Origin of the sequence: Pseudomonas sp. DR48, from assembly GCF_019823085.1 — a bacterium.
In the GTDB taxonomy this organism is placed as follows: domain Bacteria; phylum Pseudomonadota; class Gammaproteobacteria; order Pseudomonadales; family Pseudomonadaceae; genus Aquipseudomonas.
Genome location: NZ_CP081946.1, coordinates 4,164,522 through 4,185,133 on the forward strand (window position 1 = coordinate 4,164,522; position 20,612 = coordinate 4,185,133).

Here is a 20,612-nt window from a genome sequence, read left to right on the forward strand (position 1 = left end):
TCAACACTCAGCGTTGATCTGTTGTATAGAAGGGTTTGCGTCCCCTTCGTCTAGTGGCCTAGGACACCGCCCTTTCACGGCGGTAACAGGGGTTCGAGTCCCCTAGGGGACGCCAGTTTTACAGAAGCGATGTTGCAAGATGTCGCTCCGCCGCGAGGCGAAAAATCCGGGGCTATAGCTCAGCTGGGAGAGCGCCTGCATGGCATGCAGGAGGTCAGCGGTTCGATCCCGCTTAGCTCCACCAATTTTACAGTTCAAGGTCTGGCCACACTGGCCTTGAATCGATCAGCACTCAGCACTGATCAGTTGTATAGAAGGTTTTGCGTCCCCTTCGTCTAGTGGCCTAGGACACCGCCCTTTCACGGCGGTAACAGGGGTTCGAGTCCCCTAGGGGACGCCACGATTACCCGCTCTGCGGGATTTTATAAGGGTCATTCAATTATTGAATGGCCCTTTTGTTTGTCTGGCGTTTGGCCAAATCCCCCCGTTTCTCTCAAACTGTGCTTCAGACCAGCGGTCACATCCACGACTTGCGGAAAATTATTATGAGAATAATATTCTAGTCGTAATATTCGGAGGCAACGATGAACGATAAAAAAGCTCAAACCCGCGAACGCATCCTCAAGGCCGCCAGTGCAGCGCTGATTCAGCGCGGCCCGGCCGAACCGAGCGTGGGCGAAGTGATGGGCGCAGCCGGCCTGACGGTTGGCGGCTTCTATGCGCACTTCGAAAGCAAGGACGCGATGATGCTGGAAGCGTTCAAGCAACTGCTCGGTCATCGCCGTAGCTTGATCGCAGAGATGGACTCGCAACTGACCGGCGAAGAGCGCCGCGCGTTGGTGGCTGCGTTCTATCTGTCGCGTAAGCACCGTGATTCCTCTGAGTCAGCCTGCCCGATCCCGGCATCTGTTGGCGAGTTGGGGCGTCTGCCGGACGAGTTTCGTGTGGCGTTGAATGAACACGTTGAAATGATGGTCGCGCAGTTGGCGGCCAGCCCGGAAGACACCGACAAAGCCTTGGCCGACATGGCCTTGATGGTCGGTGGTCTGGCTCTGGCACGGGCGCTGGGGCCAGGAGAGTTGTCCGATCGATTGCTGCGCGCCGCCAAATCAGCGGTGCTATGACCTGAAGGCAAGGCCTTGGGAGTGAGAGCGATGAACACGTTGAAGTGGGTTCGTGGCGTTAATGGCACCTTGGGCTGGTTTGCTCCAAAATTGGTCGCGAGCAAGATGCGACTGGCGTTCATGACGCCGCGAGAACTGCCACCACGTGATTGGGAGCTGCCGCTGCTGGCAAGATCCGAACGAATCACTCTGCGCTTCGGCCTCTCGGCGTTGCGTTGGGGGCAAGGGCCGGCGGTATTGCTGATGCATGGCTGGGAAGGCCGGCCGACGCAGTTTGCGAGCCTTATTACCGCGCTGGTCGATGCCGGTTACTCCGTGGTTGCGCTGGACGGCCCGGCGCACGGTCGTTCCCCCGGTCGCGAGGCCAATGTAGTGCTGTTTGCCAGGGCCATGCTTGAAGCGGCTGCCGAACTGCCGCCCCTGCAAGCGGTCATTGGTCATTCCATGGGCGGGGCGAGTGCCATGCTCGCCGTTCAGTTGGGCTTGCGTACCGAAACCCTGGTGACGATTGCCGCGCCAGCGCGAATTCTCGGGGTCCTGCGCGGTTTCGCCCGCCATGTGCGACTGCCACCCAAGGCGCGCTCTGCGTTCATTCGTCAGGTCGAGATAGATGTCGGTATGCGCGCTGCAGCGCTGGATGTCGCCCATTATCAGCTCGACATGCCGGGTCTTATCGTCCATGCCGAAGATGACAACTTTGTCCCGGTCAAGGAAGCCCAGTTGATCAGTGAGGCATGGTTCGACAGCCGACTGTTACGCCTGGAGGAGGGTGGCCATCAGCGCGTGCTGGCGGATCCCCGCGTGATTGACGGCGTGCTGTCACTGCTGGCCGGTCGCCGGCTGCAATCGCGCCAATCGGCGTAAGCATCCGTTACACTGCCCCGGTCAACATTATCTGACCGGGAGTGGGGCATGGGCTGGGATCGGGCAACGCCATTTATCATTGATCTGGAAGTCGGCGCCGAAGACATCGACGGGCTGGGGCACGCCAATAACGCGGTGTACGTGACCTGGCTCGAACGCTGCGCCTGGCGCCACTCGCAGCGGCTGGGCCTGGACCTGGTCGAATATCGTCGGCTGGACCGGGCGATGGCGGTGGTGCGGCATGAGATCGATTACCTGGCTGCGGCCTATGAAGGTGACGAGTTGCAATTGGCGACCTGGATCGTCGACTGGGACCAGCGCCTGAAAATGACCCGCCACTTCCAGTTGAAGCGGCCCAGCGACAACACCACGCTGCTGCGGGCGCAAACCACTTTTGTCTGCATCGAATTGTCCACCGGCAAGCCCAAGCGCATGCCGGCCGAGTTCATAGAAGGCTACGGCCCGGCGTTGCAGGTCTTGGACTCAGTGAAAATCTAATGTGGGAGCGGGCTTGCTCGCGAAGGCGGGCGGACAGCCAACATCTTCGTTGAATGTTAAATAGCTATCGCGAGCAAGCCCGCTCCCACAGGGAATCTGCGATGTTCTGCAGATTTCCCGCGCAATCCAGTAAACTGCCGCACGTTTTTCGTCGAGTGTGTTTTTCATGCAAATTGCTTTGGCGCCCATGGAGGGGTTGGTCGACAACATCCTGCGGGACGTGCTGACCCGTGTGGGGGGTATCGATTGGTGCGTGACCGAGTTCATCCGGATCAACGATCAACTGCTTACGCCTGCCTATTACCACAAGTTCGGCCCGGAACTGCTGACCGGTGCGCGCACCGCGTCCGGTGTCCCGTTGCGGGTGCAATTGCTCGGCTCCGACCCGGTGTGTCTGGCGGAAAACGCTGCGCTGGCGTGTGAGTTGGGATCCGAGGTCATCGATCTGAACTTCGGCTGCCCGGCCAAGACCGTCAACAAGTCGCGTGGCGGCGCCGTGTTGCTCAAAGAGCCTGAACTGCTCAACCAGATCGTCGAACACGTGCGTCGCGCGGTGCCGGCGCACATTCCGGTCACCGCCAAGATGCGCCTGGGCTTCGACAGCCCGGACGGCTCGCTGGTCTGCGCCACGGCCCTGGCCGAAGGCGGGGCGGCGCACATCGTGGTTCATGCGCGAACCAAAACCGATGGCTACAAGCCGCCCGCGCATTGGGAATGGATTCCCCGGGTGCAGGACGTGGTCAAGGTGCCGGTTTTCGCCAACGGCGACATCTGGAGCGTCGAAGACTGGCGCCGTTGCCGCGAAATCAGCGGCGTCGAAGACATCATGCTCGGTCGCGGCCTGGTCTCACGCCCTGACCTGGCCCGGCAAATAGCCGCAGCGCGGGCTGGCGAGGAGGTCATTGAGATGACCTGGAACGAGTTGCTGCCGCTGATCCAGGACTTCTGGCTGCAAGCCAAGGCACAGATGACACCACGCCAATCGCCGGGTCGCTTGAAGCAATGGCTGGCGATGCTGACCCGCAATTACCCTGAAGCGGTCGAGCTGTTTACCGTCCTGCGTCGTGAAACCGAACTGGACCAGGTCTCGCGTTTACTGGGGCTACAGGTGTCCGAAGCGGCGTAAATTTTTTTTAAAAAAACAGAAAAAAATCTCTTGAAAAGCAATCGGCGATCCTTATTTAAGGATTACGCGATGCCGAATTCGGGTCGCGGAGACAAAAAAACTTGCTGATCTGTTTTCAGGAGATTTGAATCATGAGTACTGCATTTTCGATGGCACCTCTGTTCCGTTCCTCGGTGGGCTTCGACCGTTTTAATGACTTGTTCGAAACCGCCCTGCGCAACGAGCCAGGTAGCACCTACCCACCCTACAACGTGGAAAAACACGGCGAAGACCAATACCGTATCGTCGTAGCAGCCGCGGGGTTTCAGGAAGAAGACCTGGACCTGCAAGTGGAAAAAGGTGTGCTGACCATCAGTGGTGGCAAACGTGACGCAAACGAAGACGTCACCTATCTGTACCAGGGCATCGCACAGCGCGCCTTCAAACTGTCCTTCCGTCTGGCGGACCATATCGAAATCAAGGCTGCCGGCCTGAGCAACGGTTTGTTGAGCATCGACCTGTTGCGGGTGATTCCGGAAGAGGCGAAAGCCAAACGAATCCCGATCAACGGGGCAGAAAAACCGGCTCTGCAGCACTGAGTCGGAGCTACGAAAAGGGCGCCATTGGCGCCCTTTTTTGTGTCTTCATTTCAACAACTTCTGAAACTCCTCCACCGGCAACGGCCGGCTGTGCAAATACCCTTGGTAAAAATGGCAGCCCAACCCTTGTAGAAACTCCAGCTGCTCCGCTGTTTCCACGCCTTCGGCGATCACCTTCAATTCCAGGCTGCGCGCCATCGCGACAATGGCGCGGATGATTTCGGCGTCGTTGGGGTCGGTGGTGGCGTCACGGATGAACGACTGATCGATTTTCAGTGTGTCGACCGGCAGCCGCTTGAGGTAGGTCAACGAGGAGTAACCGGTGCCGAAGTCGTCCATCGCAAAGCTCACGCCGAGTTTTTTCAGGCGGCGCATTTTGTTGATGGTGTCTTCCAGGTTCTGGATGACGATGCCTTCGGTGATTTCCAGTTTCAGCAGCGAGCAGGGCAGGCCGTGGCTGCCGAGGCTGTGCTCGATGCGCTCGACAAAATCGTTCTGGCGGAACTGCCTCGGGCTGATGTTGACGCACAGGCTGAAGCTGAGCGGGTTGACCAGGCCTTTGGCAACCAGGTGCTTGAACGCGGCACAGGCCTCTTCAAGGATCCAGGTGCCGACTTCCAGAATCAGTCCGCTGTCTTCCAGCACCTTGATGAACTCGGCGGGCGATTGCGGCCCGAGTTCCGGGTGGTTCCAGCGCACCAGTGCTTCGGCACCGACAATGCGGTTGCCCCGGGCGTCGACCTGGGGTTGGTAATGCACGTCAAACTCGCCGCGGGAAAGGGCCTGGCGCAGGTCGGTTTCCATGCGCAGGCGTTCGCTGGCGGCCTTCTGCATGGTGTTGTGATACATCTGTGTGGTATTGCGGCCCGAGTCCTTGGCGCGGTAAAGCGCGATGTCGGCGCGTTTAAGCAGGTCGGTCGGTGTCGAGCCATGGTCGGGAATCAGCGCGATGCCAATGCTCGGTGTCACCTGCAGGCGTTGGCCGTCGAGGAACATCGGCTCCGACAGCAATTCGCGCAGGGTATCCGCCAAGTCCCGGACCTGTGCGCTGACCTCGTTGCGCGAGCCTTCCAGGCCGCTGAGCAGCACCACGAACTCATCGCCGCCCAGGCGAGCCACGGTGTCTTCCATGCGTACGCTGGCTTCCAGGCGCGCGGTGATGATCTTCAGCACCGTATCGCCCACCGGGTGGCCGAGTGAGTCGTTGATGTGCTTGAAGTGATCGAGATCAAGGAAGAGCAGCGCGCCACGCAGGTTATGCCGTTTGAGCAGGGCGATTTGCTGGCTCAAGCGGTCCATCAACAGCGCGCGGTTCGGCAGGTTAGTCAGCGGGTCGTGGTACGCCAGGTGACGGATTTGCGCTTCGGCATTTTTCAGCAGGCTGACGTCCCGGGCGGTCAGCAACAGGCACGCGGTTTCGTTGAGGGTGATGGGCTCCACGGAGACTTCGACGGTCAGCAGTTCTCCGCGCTTGTTGCGGCCGATCATTTCCTGGTGGTGCACGCGGCCCTTGATCTGCAACTCGGCCAGCAGCGCCGAGCGTTGCTTCTCTTGTGCCCAGATGCCGACCTGATACACCGTGCGGCCCAGCACCTCATCGGCGCGATACCCGGTCAAGCGACAGAAGCCGTCGTTGACCTCCAGATAGCGCCCGGTGTCACGTTCGGTGATGGTGATGGCGTCGGGGCTTGAATGGAACGCCTTGGCAAACTTCTCCTCGCTGGCCTTCAATGCCGCTTCGGAGCGTTGCTGCTGGGTGATGTCGCGCAGTGTCGTAACGATGCATGGCTGGTCGCCGACGCTGATCTGCCGGCTGGAAATCACGCAGGTCAGGGATTGCCCGTCCTTGTGCTGAGCGACGATGGCTACGTTGTTCAGGCTCTGTTCGCGGATGACCTGTTCGATCCGTTGCAGGCTTTTTGCCGATGCGTCCCACAAGCCGAATTCGTCGGCGCTGCGACCGATCACTTCCGCGGCGCTCCAGCCGAAGGTCTGGGTAAAGCTGGAGTTGATCTCGATGAACTGGCCGGTGTCCTGGCGTGTCACGCAAATCGGGTCCGGGCTGACCTGGAACAGCGTGGCGAATTTCTCTTCGGAGGCCACCAGCCGTTGCTCGCGCTCCACTTGATCGGTGATGTCCAGCAAGGTGCCGGCCATGCGCAGCGGAGCGCCGTTTTCATCACGGTAAAGCCGGGCGCGGCTTTCCAGATAGCGCGAGCTGCCATCATCCAGTTGCACGCGGTAGGTCAGTTGATAATTGCCCGCCGGCCCTTCACGCAGGCTGCGGTAGGCGTCACGCATGCTGTCGCGTTCTTCGCCGGGCACGCCTTCGAAAAACGCCTCGAAGGATTCATGAAAAGGTATGGGGTCCAGCCCGTGCAGCTGGGCGGCTCGAGCCGAGCCGTAGAGCATGCCGCTGGGAATGTGCCAGTCCCAGGTGCCGAGTTGCGCCGAGTCCAGGGCCAGGTCGAGGCGTTCCTGGCTGTCCTTGAGGGCGTGCTCGGCGGCTTTGCGTTCGGTGGTATCGAGAAAGGTGCTCAGCAGATACGGCTGGCCTTCGAGTTCGACCTTTTGTGCGCTGAGGATGCCGTCGTGGATCTGGCCATTGCTGGCGCGAAACTGCACCTCCATGCTGGTCAGTTCGCCCTTGGCCTTGGTCGCCGTGACCAGCGCGGCCCTTTGCTCCGGGTGTACCCACAGGCCCAGCTCGACGGTGGTGCGGCCAATGGCATCTTGCACCGGCCAGCCGAACAGGCTTTCGAAATACTGGTTGGCCTCGGTAATCAGGCCGTCTTCCTGGCGGGTCAGCAGCACCATGTTCGGGCACAGGTGGAACAGCGTGGCGAAGCGTTTTTCCGAGCTGCTCAGTGCCTGTTCGCGTTGGCGTTGGTGGGTGATTTCGCGGATCACGCCGATCATTCGCGGCCGTCCGTGTTTATCCGGCAGCAAACTGCCATTGATTTCCAGCCAGTGCAGGCTGCCATCGGGCCAGCGGATGCGGTGATGCATCGCCTGCTCCAGCGGGGCGCCGGCGATCACCGCATGGAAGGCGCGGATGGTTTTCGCCCGATCCTCCGGCGGCAGCAAATCGAGGTATTCCAGATCGGCCGGCAACGGTTGGCGCGGATCGAAGCCGAACAACGCCTGAGTGCCTCGTGACCAGCTGATCTGCCCGCGCTCGATGTCCCAATACCAGGCACCCAGGCGTGCGCCATTAAGGGCGGCCAGCAGTTGCGGCGCACTTTCCCAGCTCTGCTCGGATCGTTTTGGGTCAAGCGCCTGGATACGCGGCATCGGCGGAATACGGTCAACAGATTTGGGCATTGGCAACAAGCCTTGGGCTGAATTGGGCGTTAGGCACAGGAATTCGCGGCTGTATGGCAGTTACACACGTTAGCCTTGAGTCCCTGGCAGATCGATTTGTGCATCCAGCAGGGCCATGAAAGCCCGTGCCGCATTCGATAGCGTCCGTTCGGTGTGCAGGATATAGCCTAGCTGGCGAGTCAGTTGTATGCCCGGTAAAGGTATTCGCGCAACCTGATCGTCGAGCATGGTGCGCGGCAAAACGCTCCACGCCAAGCCGATCGAGACCATCATTTTGATGGTTTCGAGGTAATTCGTGCTCATGGCGATGTTCGGTGTCAATCCCTGGGCCTCGAACAGGCGCTGGACGATGTGATGAGTAAAGGTGTTTCCACCGGGAAAAACCGCCGGGTGCCGGGCGATATCCGCCAGGCTGACGGCGCCATTGCTGATCAGCGAATGCTCCGGGGCTGCCACGAAATCCAGCGGGTCGTCCCAAACCGGCGTGGCTTTGACCAGGGAATGAGGCTCGGGCGCCAGGGTGATGACCGCCAGTTCCGCGCGCCCATGGAGGATTTCTTCGTAGGCCACTTCCGAATCGAGGAACTGAATATCCAGCGCCACCTGCGGGTAGCGGCGGGTGAACTCCCTTAATAAGGGCGGCAAACGGTGCAGGCCGATGTGGTGACTGGTGGCCAGTGTCAGGCGGCCGGTGACTTCGCCCGTCAGGTTCGTCAGCGCGCGGCGAGTGTCATCAAGCACATTGAGAATCTGGTAAGCCCGCGGCAGCAGGGCGCGTCCGGCCTCGGTCAGGCTGACTTCACGGCCCAGCCGGTCGAACAGCCGTACCTTCAATTGCTGCTCCAGCCCGGCAATCCGTTTGCTGATCGCCGGTTGCGTCAGGTGCAGGCGTTCGCCGGCGCCTGAGAAGCTCCCGGTCTCGGCAATCGCGATAAAGGCATTGAGGTTGGCGAGGTCCATTGCTGTATTCCAGTTGGTTATCCAAAGCATGAAAAATATGAATTTGAGTTATTTAATGTAACCCCCTAGGATCGACCTCACAAGCCAAGGGGTTATTGAAATGTTCAAGACCCGGGGCATAGAAACAAGCTGATGAGGAAACCGTCTGATGGCCGGCAAAACGCTCTACGACAAGCTCTGGGATTCGCATTTGGTCAAGCAGCGCGACGATGGCTCTGCGCTGATCTACATCGATCGTCACATCATCCACGAAGTGACGTCGCCGCAAGCCTTTGAAGGTCTGCGTCTGGCCGGGCGCAAGCCTTGGCGCATCGATGCCAACATCGCGACCCCGGACCACAACGTACCGACCACCCCGGAGCGCAAGGGCGGTATCGAAGCCATTGCCGACGAGGTCTCGCGTTTGCAGGTTCAGACCCTCGACGACAACTGCGATGAATACGGCATCGTCGAATTCAAGATGAATGATGTGCGTCAAGGCATCGTCCACGTCATCGGTCCGGAGCAGGGCGCCACCTTGCCGGGCATGACCGTGGTCTGCGGCGACTCCCACACCTCGACTCATGGTGCGTTCGGTGCCTTGGCTCACGGTATCGGCACGTCCGAGGTCGAGCACGTGCTCGCCACTCAGTGCCTGGTCGCCAAAAAAATGAAGAATATGTTGGTGTCGGTCGAAGGAAAACTGCCGTTCGGCGTGACCGCCAAAGACATCGTTCTTGCCGTCATCGGCAAGATCGGCACCGCCGGCGGTAACGGCCATGCCATCGAATTCGCCGGTAGTGCGATCCGCGATCTGTCGGTCGAAGGCCGCATGACCATCTGCAACATGTCCATCGAGGCCGGCGCTCGCGTAGGTCTGGTGGCCGCTGACGAAAAAACCGTGGCCTACGTCAAGGGCCGTCCATTCGCTCCGAAAGGCGCGGAATGGGATTTGGCCGTCGAAGCCTGGAAAGACCTGGTGTCTGACGCAGATGCGGTGTTTGACACCGTTGTCGAGCTCGACGCGACCCAGATCAAGCCGCAAGTCAGCTGGGGCACCTCGCCTGAAATGGTCTTGGCTGTGGACCAGAACGTGCCGGACCCGGCCAAGGAAATGGACTTGGTCAAACGCGGCTCCATCGAACGCGCTTTGAAATACATGGGTTTGACCGCCAATCAGGCGATCACCGACATTCAGTTGGACCGCGTGTTCATCGGTTCCTGCACCAACTCGCGGATCGAAGATTTGCGTGCTGCGGCGGTGATTGCCAAGGGCCGTAAAGTGGCGTCGACCATCAAGCAAGCCATCGTGGTACCGGGCTCGGGCCTGGTGAAAGCTCAGGCCGAATCGGAAGGCCTGGACAAGATTTTCCTCGAAGCCGGTTTCGAATGGCGTGAGCCGGGCTGCTCGATGTGCCTGGCGATGAACCCGGACCGTTTGGAGTCGGGCGAGCATTGCGCATCGACCTCCAACCGCAACTTCGAAGGCCGTCAGGGCGCCGGTGGCCGTACCCACCTCGTGAGCCCGGCCATGGCCGCCGCCGCCGCGGTAAACGGTCGTTTCGTCGACGTCCGTGAATTGATCTAAAGGAGCGCAGCATGAAAGCTTTTACCCAGCACACTGGTCTTGTCGCGCCTTTGGATCGTGCCAACGTCGACACCGACCAGATCATTCCGAAGCAGTTCTTGAAGTCGATCAAGCGCACGGGTTTCGGCCCGAACCTGTTCGATGAGTGGCGCTACCTGGATGTCGGGCAACCGTATCAGGACAACTCCAAGCGCCCATTGAACAAGGACTTCGTCCTCAACGCCGAACGTTATCAAGGTGCCAGCGTGTTGCTGGCCCGTGAGAACTTCGGTTGCGGTTCCAGCCGCGAGCACGCGCCTTGGGCCCTCGAAGAATACGGTTTTCGCAGCATCATCGCGCCGAGCTACGCCGACATCTTCTTCAACAACAGCTTCAAGAACGGCTTGCTGCCGATCATCCTGAGCGACGCTGAAGTCGATGAGCTGTTCCAGCAGGTGGAAGCGACCCCGGGTTATCAGTTGCAGGTTGATCTGCAAGCCCAGACCGTGACCCGCCCGGATGGCAAGGTGCTGCGCTTTGAGATTGATGCGTTCCGCAAGCACTGCCTGTTGAATGGTCTGGACGATATCGGCCTGACTTTGCAGGATCACGAGGCGATTGCGACGTTTGAAGCCAAGCATCGTGCGAGCCAGCCGTGGTTGTTTCGCGACGCTTGATTGAGCTGAAATTTATGTAGACAGGGCCGGCCTCTTCGCGAGCAAGCCCGCTCCCACATTTGAAATGCATTCCCCTGTGGGAGCGGGCTTGCTCGCGAAGGCGGCAGTCCCGGCAACACAAGGCTAATAAACCCCAAAAGGAAGTCCCCATGACCAGCACCGCCCAGCACAGCCAGGTAGTCCAAAAGCAATTCGGTGAACAGGCTTCGGCCTATTTGAGCAGCGCCGTTCACGCTCAAGGCACTGAATTCGCGCTGCTACAGGCCGAGCTGGCCGGGCAGGGCGATGCGCGGGTGCTGGACTTGGGGTGCGGCGCCGGTCACGTGAGTTTTCACGTGGCATCGCTGGTCAAGGAAGTCGTGGCTTACGACCTGTCCCGGCAAATGCTCGACGTGGTGAGTGCCGCCGCTCAGGATCGTGGTTTGAGCAACGTAATCACCGTCAACGGTGCCGCCGAGCGCCTGCCGTTCGCCGATGGCGAGTTCGATTTCGTGTTCAGCCGTTATTCGGCGCACCATTGGAGCGATCTCGGCCTGGCCCTGCGGGAAGTCCGTCGGGTGCTGAAACCGGGTGGCGTGGCGGTGTTCATCGATGTGTTGTCTCCGGGCAGCCCGTTGTTCGACACTTACCTGCAAAGCGTCGAAGTGCTGCGCGACACCAGCCATGTGCGCGATTATTCCGCCGGTGAGTGGTTGCGCCAGGTGAGCGAAGCGGGGTTGCATACCCGCAGCACCACGCGCCAGCGGCTGCGTCTGGAATACACGTCGTGGGTCGAGCGCATGCGCACGCCAGAGGTGATGCGCGCGGCAATCCGCGAATTGCAGCAGTCGATGGGCAGTGAAGTGCGCGAATATTTTGAGATTGAGGCCGATGGTTCATTCAGTACCGATGTATTGGTGCTGATGGCTGAACGATAAGCGCCTGACAATAGACTTTTTCCACGGCGTGCCCGCGGGCGCGCCGACTGATGACATGAGGAAAGCATGAGCAAGCAGATTCTGATTCTCCCGGGTGACGGTATTGGTCCGGAAATCATGGCCGAAGCGGTCAAGGTACTTACACTTGCCAACGACAAGTACAGCCTGGGCTTCGAACTCAGCCATGACGTGATCGGCGGCGCGGCCATCGACAAGCACGGCGTGCCACTGGCCGACGAAACCCTGGACCGTGCCCGCGCGGCCGATGCGGTTCTGCTGGGCGCTGTTGGCGGTCCGAAATGGGACGCCATCGAACGTGACATCCGCCCTGAGCGCGGCCTGCTGAAAATTCGTGCGCAATTGGGCCTGTTCGGCAACCTGCGTCCGGCGATCCTCTACCCGCAACTGGCTGAAGCATCGAGCCTGAAGCCGGAAATCGTTGCCGGCCTGGACATCCTGATCGTCCGTGAGCTGACCGGCGGCATCTACTTTGGCACGCCACGCGGCACCCGCACCCTGGAAAACGGCGAGCGCCAGTCCTACGACACGCTGCCATACAGCGAAAGCGAAATCCGCCGTATTGCCCGCGTCGGTTTCGACATGGCGATGGTGCGTGGCAAGAAGCTCTGCTCGGTGGACAAGGCCAACGTATTGGCGTCCAGCCAGCTGTGGCGTGAAATCGTTGAAGAAGTGGCCAAGGATTACCCTGAGGTCGAACTGAGCCACATGTACGTCGACAACGCCGCCATGCAACTGGTGCGCGTACCCAAGCAGTTCGACGTGATCGTCACCGACAACATGTTCGGCGACATCCTGTCCGACCAGGCGTCGATGCTCACCGGTTCCATCGGCATGCTGCCGTCGGCATCCCTGGATACCAACAACAAAGGCATGTACGAGCCGTGCCACGGTTCGGCGCCGGACATCGCAGGCAAAGGCATTGCCAACCCGTTGGCGACCATTTTGTCGGTCTCCATGATGTTGCGTTACAGCTTCAATCTGCAGGATGCGGCAGATGCGATCGAGAAGGCCGTTAGTCTGGTATTAGACCAGGGCCTGCGCACAGGTGACATCTGGTCGGCCGGTTGCACTAAAGTCGGTACGCAGGAAATGGGTGACGCAGTAGTCGCCGCGCTGCGGAATCTGTAATCTCTCGGGCCCGCTGCCACTTTCAACTTCGAAAGCAGCGGCCCACTTTTTAAAGAAGGTGTAGTTGCGATGAAACGTGTAGGTCTGATCGGTTGGCGCGGTATGGTCGGTTCCGTGCTCATGCAGCGGATGCTGGAAGAGCAGGATTTCGATCTCATCGAGCCGGTGTTTTTCACCACTTCGAATGTCGGTGGCCAAGGCCCGTCCGTGGGCAAGGACATTGCTCCGCTCAAGGACGCTTACAGCATTGAAGAGCTGAAAACCCTCGACGTGATTTTGACCTGCCAGGGTGGCGACTACACCAGCGAAGTCTTCCCCAAGCTGCGCGAAGCCGGCTGGCAGGGTTACTGGATCGACGCCGCTTCCAGCCTGCGCATGCAGGATGACGCGGTAATCGTGCTGGACCCGGTGAACCGCAAGGTCATCGACCAGCAGCTCGACGCGGGCACCAAGAACTACATCGGCGGCAACTGCACCGTCAGCCTGATGCTGATGGGCCTGGGCGGTCTGTTCGAAGCCGGTCTGGTCGAGTGGATGAGCGCCATGACCTATCAGGCGGCCTCCGGTGCCGGCGCGCAGAACATGCGTGAACTGATCAAGCAAATGGGCGCGACCCACGCCGCTGTTGCCGATCAACTGGCCGACCCGGCCAGCGCGATCCTCGACATCGACCGTCGTGTGGCCGAAGCCATGCGCAGCGACGCGTACCCGACCGAAAACTTCGGCGTTCCGCTGGCCGGCAGCCTGATCCCGTGGATCGACAAGGAACTGCCGAACGGTCAGAGCCGCGAAGAGTGGAAGGCCCAGGCCGAGACCAACAAGATTCTCGGCCGCTTCAAGAGCCCGATCCCGGTCGACGGTATCTGCGTGCGCATCGGCGCCATGCGTTGCCACAGCCAGGCGCTGACCATCAAGCTGAACAAAGACGTGCCGATCGCCGACATCGAAGGGCTGATCAGCCAGCACAACCCTTGGGTCAAGCTGGTGCCGAACAACCGTGAAGCCAGCATTCAGGAACTGAGCCCGACGAAAGTCACCGGCACCCTGAACGTCCCGGTTGGCCGCCTGCGCAAACTGAACATGGGTTCGCAGTTCGTCGGCGCGTTCACCGTCGGCGACCAGCTGCTGTGGGGCGCGGCCGAACCGCTGCGTCGCATGCTGCGGATCCTGCTTGAGCGTTGATTGATTGAAGCAATGAAAGAACCCGCGCCTTGAAGAAGGCGCGGGTTTTTTTATCCCTGTCGATCTTTCCCACGCTCCGCGTGGGAATGCATCCCGTGACGCTTCGCGTCACTTGCGCAAGCAGAACGCGGAGCGTCCTTGGCGGCGTTCCCACGCAGAGCGTGGGAACGATCGGGGTGGGGGGTGAATTGCCTGTACGCCAACCACCCGGTAAAGTGCCGCTCCCCCCGTTTCGCCAGAGGTAGAACCATGAGCCAGTCCTTTGATATTGCCGTGATCGGCGCCACCGGAACTGTCGGCGAAACGCTCGTGCAGATTCTCGAAGAGCGCGATTTTCCGGTGGACAACCTGCACTTGCTGGCCAGCAGCGAGTCCGCCGGCCATTCGGTGCCGTTTCGCGGCAAGAACGTGCGGGTGCGCGAAGTCGACGAATTTGATTTCAGCAAAGTCCAGTTGGTGTTTTTCGCTGCAGGTCCGGCGGTGACCCTGAGTTTCGCTTCCCGCGCTGTCGCCGCCGGTTGCTCGGTGATCGACCTGTCCGGCGCCTTGCCGGCCGATCAGGCGCCGCAAGTGGTGCCGGAAGCCAACGCCGACATCCTGGCCAGCCTGAAAAAACCGTTCCAGGTCAGCAGCCCAAGCCCGTCGGCCACCACCCTGGCGGTGGTGCTCGCGCCGCTGCTCGGTCTGCTCGACCTGCAACGCATCCACGTAACCGCGTGCCTGGCAGTCTCCGCGCAAGGCCGCGAAGCCGTGACCGAGCTGGCCCGGCAGACCGCCGAGCTGCTGAACGTGCGTCCGCTGGAGCCGACGTTCTTCGATCGGCAGATGGCGTTCAACCTGTTGGCTCAGGTCGGCAAACCTGACGATCAAGGACACACCCTGCTGGAAAAACGCCTTGTTCGTGAGCTGCGTCAGGTCATGGCGCTGCCTTTATTAAAGATTTCCGTCACTTGCATTCAAGCCCCGGTGTTTTTTGGCGATAGCTTTAGCGTGACCTTGCAGTCTGCGAGCGCTGTGGACCTGGCGAAAGTCAACGCGGCGCTGGAAGATGCACCCGGTATCGAGCTGGTGGAAGCCGGCGATTACCCGACGCCAGTCGGCGACGCGGTAGGGCAGGACGTGGTGTACGTCGGTCGGGTTCGCCATGGTGTCGACGACCTGTCGGAACTAAATCTGTGGCTGACGTCAGATAACGTACGCAAAGGCGCCGCGCTCAATGCTGTGCAGGTGGCTGAATTGTTGATAAAAGACCTGCTGTAAAAGATACTTGGCAACAATTTTTCGAATGAGTCCGGTCGAGCGTTATGCTTGGGTGGATTGCTGATGGCGAGTCACCCTCCGGGACTTTCCGGGCATGTAAAGAAATGATCGCGCGCGACGACACTTCGGCGCTGCGCGCAATGCCTTACGGCAGCGACTATCAATACCTTCTCGCTGGCCGAGGAATGTTCAAACAAAGGATGAGGCTATGGTTCAAGTTCGCAAACTGGTGTTAGCAATAGCGGCCGCCTCGGCGCTGTCCTCCGGTATGGCGCAGGCACTCGGGCTCGGGGAATTGACCCTGAAGTCGACGCTGAACCAACCTTTGGTGGCGGAAATCGAGCTGCTCGACGTCAAGGACCTCACCGCTGCCGAAGTGGTGCCGAGCTTGGCCTCGCCCGAAGATTTCGCCAAGGCTGGCGTCGACCGCCGGGCATTCCTCAACGATCTGACCTTTACCCCGGTGCTCAACCCCAGCGGTAAAAGTGTTCTGCGCGTGACCTCCAGCAAACCGCTGTCCGAACCGATGGTGAAATTCCTGGTTCAGGTCATGTGGCCAAGCGGTCGACTGATGCGTGATTACAGCGTGCTGCTCGATCCATCCAAATTCTCGCCGCAGACCGCTGAAGCGGCTGCGCAGCCTGCACCGACTCCAGCAGTGACGTCACCTGTCACCGGTGCTGGCAAGCCTGCCCAATACACCACCACGCCGCGCGATACCCTGTGGGAGATTGCCGCGAAGGCGCGTAATGGCGGATCGGTCCAGCAAACCATGCTGGCCATCCAGGCGTTGAACCCGGATGCCTTTATCGACGGCAACATCAACCGGTTGAAAACCGGCCAGGTGCTGCGCATGCCGGATCAGACCCAAAGCACAAACCTGCCACAGCCTAAAGCCATCGCCGAAGTCGCTGCGCAGAACACTGCATGGCGTCAGGGGCGGCGTTATGTGGCCAAGCCCGGGACCGGGCAACAGCAGCTCGATGCGACCAAACGCGGGCAGGCTGATGCAGGCTCTTCACAAGCGGCCAAGGACAAACTGAGCCTGGTGTCGGCCGAGACCGCTAAAGGTCGTGGCAAAGGAGGCGATGCCAAGGCGCTGAGCAATAAATTGGCGGTCACCCAGGAAAGCCTCGACACGACTCGTCGTGACAACGCCGAACTGAAGAGCCGCATGACCGATCTGCAAAGCCAGTTGGATAAGCTGCAACGGCTGATCGAGCTGAAAAACAATCAATTGGCCAAACTGCAGGCCGAAGGCGCAGCCGGTGCACCCGCTGCTGCTGCTGCGGCTCCCGCTAACACGCCGGCGATTACCGCCGAGCTGGCGCCAAGCCCTGCGGCAACACCAGCGGGCGTGGTGCCTGCAGCGCCCAAGCCTGAAACACCCGTCGCTGAAGTCGCTCCGGCACCCGTCGAGAAGCCTATCGAGTCGACGCCCGCGACCTCTGACGATCAAAAATTCAACGAACTGCTGACCAATCCGATTCTGCTGGGTCTGGTCGGTGGCGGTGCAGTGGTTCTGCTGCTCTTGCTGTTGTTGCTGGCGCGTCGACGTAAAGCACAGCAAGAGGCCGAGAAGCACCTGCGCATGGCCCGTGCCCTGGAGGACGAGAAGGAGTTCTCCACCGAGCAGGAGTTGCCCGAAAGCAGCTTCGAAGGTCTGGAAGTGCCACCGCCGAACGTGAAACTCGCGACCGCGCCGGCATTCGCACCTGCATTTGCGCCTGCACCTGTGCCAACTCCCGCTCCGGCTCCGGCTCCGGCGCCAGTCATTGAGCCGGTTGTAGTCACGCAGCCCATTGCTGCGCCACTGATTTCGCCGGCGGCCGAGCGTGATGACGACGTGCTGAGCAAGGCTCAGTCGCATATCAATGCCGGTCGTCTGAATCAGGCTGCCGCCATGCTTGAAGACGGCATCAAGCAGGAGCCACAGCGCAGCGACCTGCGCCTCAAGCTGATGGAAGTCTACGGTCAGCAGGGCGATCGTGATGCGTTCGTTGCCCAGGAGCGCCAATTGGTGGCCAACGGCGACAACTTCGCCCAGGTCGAAAAGCTTAAAACCCGCTTCCCGGCAATGGCCATCGCGGTTGCCGGTGGGCTGGCTGCTGCGGCCCTCGCCGCCGAACTCGACGCGCAATACGTCAAGGACCTGCTGCTGGACGAGCCGCAAGCACCGGCAGCGGCGGATGATGACTTCGACAGCGCTTTCGACTTGAGCCTGGATGATCTGGAAGCCGCTTCTCCGGCGGTGGTTGCGCCAGAGCCGGAACCTGCGGCCGAACTGGACGAATTCCCGCTGGACGACGACCTGAGCTTTGAATCGGTGTTGCAGCAGCAGACTGAAATCAAGGAAAACCTCGACGACCTGTCGGACTTCGACCTCGACATGGATTTGGGCGGCGATCCTTCGCCGGCGATCCTCGCCGAAGACGACTTCCTGCTGGATCTGGACGAGGGCGTGAAGGACCTGCCGGTCGAGCCTGTTGCTCCTGCTAAATCTGAGGTTCCACAGGACGATCTGGAGTTGCCGGCCGATTTCGATCTGTCGTTGTCCGATGAAATGGATGCCACCCCGGCTGAGCCAGATGCCTTCGCTGCCGAACTGAATGACGTCAACGCTGAGCTGGATCGTTTGTCCCAGAGCATCAGCGAGCCGACTTTCACCGCCGAAGACGCGGCGGCGTCGATGGCTGATGAGCCGGACTTCGACTTCCTCTCCGGCACCGATGAAGTGGCCACCAAGCTCGATCTGGCCCAGGCCTATATCGATATGGGCGACAACGACGGCGCCCGGGACATCCTCAATGAAGTGGTGACCGAAGGTGATGCCGGTCAGAAGAGCGAAGCCAAGGAAATGCTTTCGCGTCTGGCTTGAATGATCGGTCGGCAATAAACAAAACGGCAGCCCATTGAGGCTGCCGTTTTTGTTTGTGCGATGCTCTTCGGATTAGGCCAGCAGATCCTCATAAAACGCACCAAACGGCCGGGTAGGGTGGGCGATCTGGATTTCCAGAATCCATAACCCGACATTCGGGCATGCCTCGAAACTCCCCAGGTCACCGGCCCGATAAATCGCATGGGGGAAGTCGCTGACCCGGTGCCCCTTGATCTCCAGGTTCAACCTCCAGCCCATTGCCGTCGCCTGTTCGTCGGCATAGCGGTACAGCTCAGGGCCGGCGACCTGATGGGTTCGCCAGTAATCGTGGACCTGATCAAACAGCGTCTTTGCTGCCGCCGCGCAGGCCGTCATTTCAGGATCATCGCCGACGACAAACGTCGCGCCCGAGTCGCCCTCATGACGATCCCAGACCACGCCGAGGTCGATGAAGAAAATATCGTTGTCAGCCAGTACCGGATCGCCATCGGAGGGTTGCTTGAAGGTTTTCAGGGTGTTCTCGCCGAAGCGGATCTTGGAGGGGTGCCAGATACGGTCCATCCCCAGTTCGTTCAGGACCTCGAGGCTCATCGCCAGGGCTTCGGATTCGCGCATGCCGGGTTTACGCGGCGGGCCATTTCGTCGATGGCTTCCCAGGTTTTGCGTTTCGCATGGAGCATGCCGTCCAGGCTGTAGGCCAGTCCGACGGCTTCTTTGAGGGTGGCGGTCATCATCAGGTCTCGGTGGTGTCTGTTTTTCGTTGTGTAGTCATCTATATAGCGAAGTCGGCCCGGGCGATGCAATGACACAAAATCCACACGCCTCTGGCGTCCCGGTGCGACGGCCTTATAATGCCCGCCTTTGCGCATATCAGCAGGCTGTTACTCCTTGGCAAATTTAGATAACCCGGCCGCCGAAATGGCAGCCGAGGGCTTTTTCCGGATCGCATTGGGCGTCGAATACAAAGGCTCGCGTTACCGCGGCTGGCAACGTCAGGCCTCCGGCGTGCTCACGGTGCAGGAAACCCTCGAAAAAGCCTTGTCCAAAGTCGCCGATTCGCCGGTGTCGCTGCTCTGCGCCGGGCGTACAGATGCCGGCGTGCATGCCTGTGGCCAAGTGGTGCATTTCGACACCCAGGTCGAGCGTTCAATGAAAGCCTGGGTCATGGGTGCCAATATCAACTTGCCCCACGATGTCAGCGTCAGTTGGGCCAAGGTCATGCCGGCGCATTTTCATGCGCGCTTCAAGGCCATCGCCCGGCGCTATCGCTATGTGATCTACAACGATCAGATCCGCCCTGCGCACCTGAATGAAGAAATCACCTGGAATCACCGTCCGCTGGACGTCGAGCGCATGGCCGAAGCGGCGCAGTATCTGGTCGGCACTCATGATTTCAGCGCCTTCCGCGCCGGCCAGTGCCAGGCAAAGTCGCCGATCAAGGAATTGCATCACCTGCGCGTCACGCGTCACGGCAAGATGATCGTCCTGGATATCCGCGCCAGCGCCTTTTTGCACCACATGGTGCGCAACATTGCTGGCGTGCTGATGACCATCGGTGCCGGCGAGCGCCCGGTTGAGTGGATGAAGGAAGTGCTGGAGAGCCGGATTCGCCGTTCTGGCGGGGTGACGGCGCATCCGTACGGTCTGTATCTGGTGCAAGTCGAGTATCGCGACGAGTTCGAACTGCCCGAGCGTTACATCGGCCCACACTTCCTGACCGGTTTCACGGAACTTGACGGCTGACGCCCTCGAATGCATTTGTTACCATCCGGGACTTTCTCGGATTTGCCCTGAGGTTCTATCGACATGTCAGCCGTTCGCAGCAAGATTTGTGGGATTACCCGCATAGAAGATGCGTTGGCGGCGGTCGAGGCCGGGGCGGATGCCATCGGGTTCGTGTTCTACGCCAAAAGCCCCCGGGCAGTCACGTTCCAGCAGGCTCGCTCGATCATCAGCGCATTGCCGCCGTTCGTGACCACCGTGGGATTGTTCGTCAACGCCAGCCGCTGCGAGTTGGGCGAATTGCTCGACGCCGTGCCGCTGGACTTGCTGCAATTCCATGGCGACGAAACAGCTGCAGAGTGTGAAGGCTGGCACCGTCCGTACATCAAGGCGTTGCGGGTCAAGGCCGGCGACGACATCGCCGCCGCATGCGATGCGTTTCCAAGTGCCAGCGGGATCTTGCTGGACGCTTACGTGGAAGGAGTGCCGGGCGGAACCGGTGAGGCGTTCGACTGGTCATTGATACCACAAGGCTTGAGCAAACCGATCATCCTCGCGGGTGGCCTGACCCCGGAAAACGTGGCCGAAGCCATCACCCGGGTGCGGCCTTACGCGGTGGACGTCAGCGGTGGGGTAGAAGCGAGCAAGGGCATCAAGGATCACGCAAAGATTCAGGCATTCATCAAAACGGTACGCGGTACGTCGATGTGACGGCTGGCACACTGCCGCCGTCCACACGCATGGCTGAGGATTTTTGGGTTGTACGCAGGTCACGCTTCACTGACCCGGCCATCCACTGATCATCGC

16 protein-coding genes, 3 tRNA genes and 1 pseudogene are annotated in these 20,612 nt (G+C 60.2%); 17 read left to right on the forward strand and 3 right to left on the reverse strand.

All coding sequences use genetic code 11. The annotated features are described in order from the left end of the window. Positions 1 to 39 precede the first annotated feature (39 nt). From K5K95_RS18835 to K5K95_RS18870, 8 genes are all read left to right on the forward strand, one after another. Positions 40 to 115: transfer RNA gene (locus K5K95_RS18835), tRNA-Glu, on the forward strand. A gap of 53 nt (positions 116 to 168) precedes the next feature. Beyond that, positions 169 to 244, forward strand: a tRNA-Ala gene (locus tag K5K95_RS18840). An 80-nt stretch (positions 245 to 324) separates the two neighbouring features. Further along, a tRNA-Glu gene (locus K5K95_RS18845) sits at positions 325 to 400 on the forward strand. 184 nt (positions 401 to 584) lie between these two features. Then, on the forward strand, positions 585 to 1,124 hold the full coding sequence (locus K5K95_RS18850) for a TetR/AcrR family transcriptional regulator (RefSeq protein ID WP_208672138.1): 540 nt from the start codon (positions 585 to 587) through the stop codon (positions 1,122 to 1,124). Between the two features lie 30 nt (positions 1,125 to 1,154). Next, positions 1,155 to 1,988, forward strand: coding sequence for an alpha/beta fold hydrolase (locus K5K95_RS18855; protein WP_222585545.1), 834 nt, complete (start codon positions 1,155 to 1,157; stop codon positions 1,986 to 1,988). Positions 1,989 to 2,036: 48 nt separating this feature from the next. Continuing rightward, on the forward strand, positions 2,037 to 2,486 hold the full coding sequence (locus tag K5K95_RS18860) for an acyl-CoA thioesterase (protein ID WP_222585546.1): 450 nt from the start codon (positions 2,037 to 2,039) through the stop codon (positions 2,484 to 2,486). Positions 2,487 to 2,652: 166 nt separating this feature from the next. After that, positions 2,653 to 3,612, forward strand: coding sequence for a tRNA dihydrouridine synthase (locus K5K95_RS18865; RefSeq protein ID WP_090182267.1), 960 nt, complete (start codon positions 2,653 to 2,655; stop codon positions 3,610 to 3,612). Between the two features lie 131 nt (positions 3,613 to 3,743). Then, the gene (locus K5K95_RS18870; protein WP_222585547.1) at positions 3,744 to 4,190 is read left to right on the forward strand and encodes an Hsp20 family protein; all 447 of its coding nucleotides are present in this window, start codon (positions 3,744 to 3,746) and stop codon (positions 4,188 to 4,190) included. A 45-nt stretch (positions 4,191 to 4,235) separates the two neighbouring features. Here K5K95_RS18870 and K5K95_RS18875 read toward each other — a convergent pair whose 3' ends face one another. Together K5K95_RS18875 and K5K95_RS18880 are read right to left on the reverse strand one after the other, a co-directional pair. Beyond that, complete coding sequence (locus tag K5K95_RS18875) at positions 4,236 to 7,514, reverse strand: PAS domain S-box protein (RefSeq protein ID WP_222585548.1); 3,279 nt, start codon at positions 7,512 to 7,514, stop codon at positions 4,236 to 4,238. Positions 7,515 to 7,583: 69 nt separating this feature from the next. Further along, positions 7,584 to 8,474, reverse strand: a complete 891-nt coding sequence (locus K5K95_RS18880; RefSeq protein WP_222585549.1) for a LysR family transcriptional regulator — start codon at positions 8,472 to 8,474, stop codon at positions 7,584 to 7,586. 148 nt (positions 8,475 to 8,622) lie between these two features. On the opposite strand from K5K95_RS18880, the gene leuC reads away from it, so the two are divergent. The 7 genes from leuC (at position 8,623) to K5K95_RS18915 (ending at position 18,083) form a co-directional block, all read left to right on the forward strand. After that, positions 8,623 to 10,041: a 3-isopropylmalate dehydratase large subunit gene (gene leuC, locus K5K95_RS18885; protein WP_222585550.1), complete on the forward strand. Its 1,419-nt coding sequence runs from the start codon at positions 8,623 to 8,625 to the stop codon at positions 10,039 to 10,041. 11 nt (positions 10,042 to 10,052) lie between these two features. Beyond that, positions 10,053 to 10,697, forward strand: coding sequence for a 3-isopropylmalate dehydratase small subunit (leuD, locus tag K5K95_RS18890; protein WP_222585551.1), 645 nt, complete (start codon positions 10,053 to 10,055; stop codon positions 10,695 to 10,697). Positions 10,698 to 10,846: 149 nt separating this feature from the next. Then, positions 10,847 to 11,614 (forward strand): class I SAM-dependent methyltransferase, encoded by a 768-nt coding sequence (locus tag K5K95_RS18895; protein WP_222585552.1) that lies wholly within the window; start codon positions 10,847 to 10,849, stop codon positions 11,612 to 11,614. A gap of 66 nt (positions 11,615 to 11,680) precedes the next feature. Next, the gene (leuB, locus tag K5K95_RS18900; protein ID WP_222585553.1) at positions 11,681 to 12,763 is read left to right on the forward strand and encodes a 3-isopropylmalate dehydrogenase; all 1,083 of its coding nucleotides are present in this window, start codon (positions 11,681 to 11,683) and stop codon (positions 12,761 to 12,763) included. A gap of 69 nt (positions 12,764 to 12,832) precedes the next feature. Further along, a complete protein-coding gene (asd, locus tag K5K95_RS18905; RefSeq protein WP_045057948.1) occupies positions 12,833 to 13,945 on the forward strand; it encodes an aspartate-semialdehyde dehydrogenase in 1,113 nt (370 codons plus the stop codon). A 249-nt stretch (positions 13,946 to 14,194) separates the two neighbouring features. Then, on the forward strand, positions 14,195 to 15,205 hold the full coding sequence (locus K5K95_RS18910; RefSeq protein WP_222585554.1) for an aspartate-semialdehyde dehydrogenase: 1,011 nt from the start codon (positions 14,195 to 14,197) through the stop codon (positions 15,203 to 15,205). A 208-nt stretch (positions 15,206 to 15,413) separates the two neighbouring features. Continuing rightward, a complete protein-coding gene (locus K5K95_RS18915; RefSeq protein ID WP_222585555.1) occupies positions 15,414 to 18,083 on the forward strand; it encodes a FimV/HubP family polar landmark protein in 2,670 nt (889 codons plus the stop codon). A 72-nt stretch (positions 18,084 to 18,155) separates the two neighbouring features. Here the strand turns inward: K5K95_RS18915 and K5K95_RS18920 are convergent. Further along, positions 18,156 to 18,814, reverse strand: a pseudogene (locus tag K5K95_RS18920) (M24 family metallopeptidase). A gap of 187 nt (positions 18,815 to 19,001) precedes the next feature. Between K5K95_RS18920 and truA the strand changes: the two are divergent. Together truA and K5K95_RS18930 are read left to right on the forward strand one after the other, a co-directional pair. After that, on the forward strand, positions 19,002 to 19,826 hold the full coding sequence (truA, locus tag K5K95_RS18925; protein ID WP_208672265.1) for a tRNA pseudouridine(38-40) synthase TruA: 825 nt from the start codon (positions 19,002 to 19,004) through the stop codon (positions 19,824 to 19,826). A gap of 63 nt (positions 19,827 to 19,889) precedes the next feature. Continuing rightward, positions 19,890 to 20,516: a phosphoribosylanthranilate isomerase gene (locus K5K95_RS18930; RefSeq protein ID WP_222585556.1), complete on the forward strand. Its 627-nt coding sequence runs from the start codon at positions 19,890 to 19,892 to the stop codon at positions 20,514 to 20,516. The last annotated feature ends 96 nt before the right edge of the window (positions 20,517 to 20,612 follow it).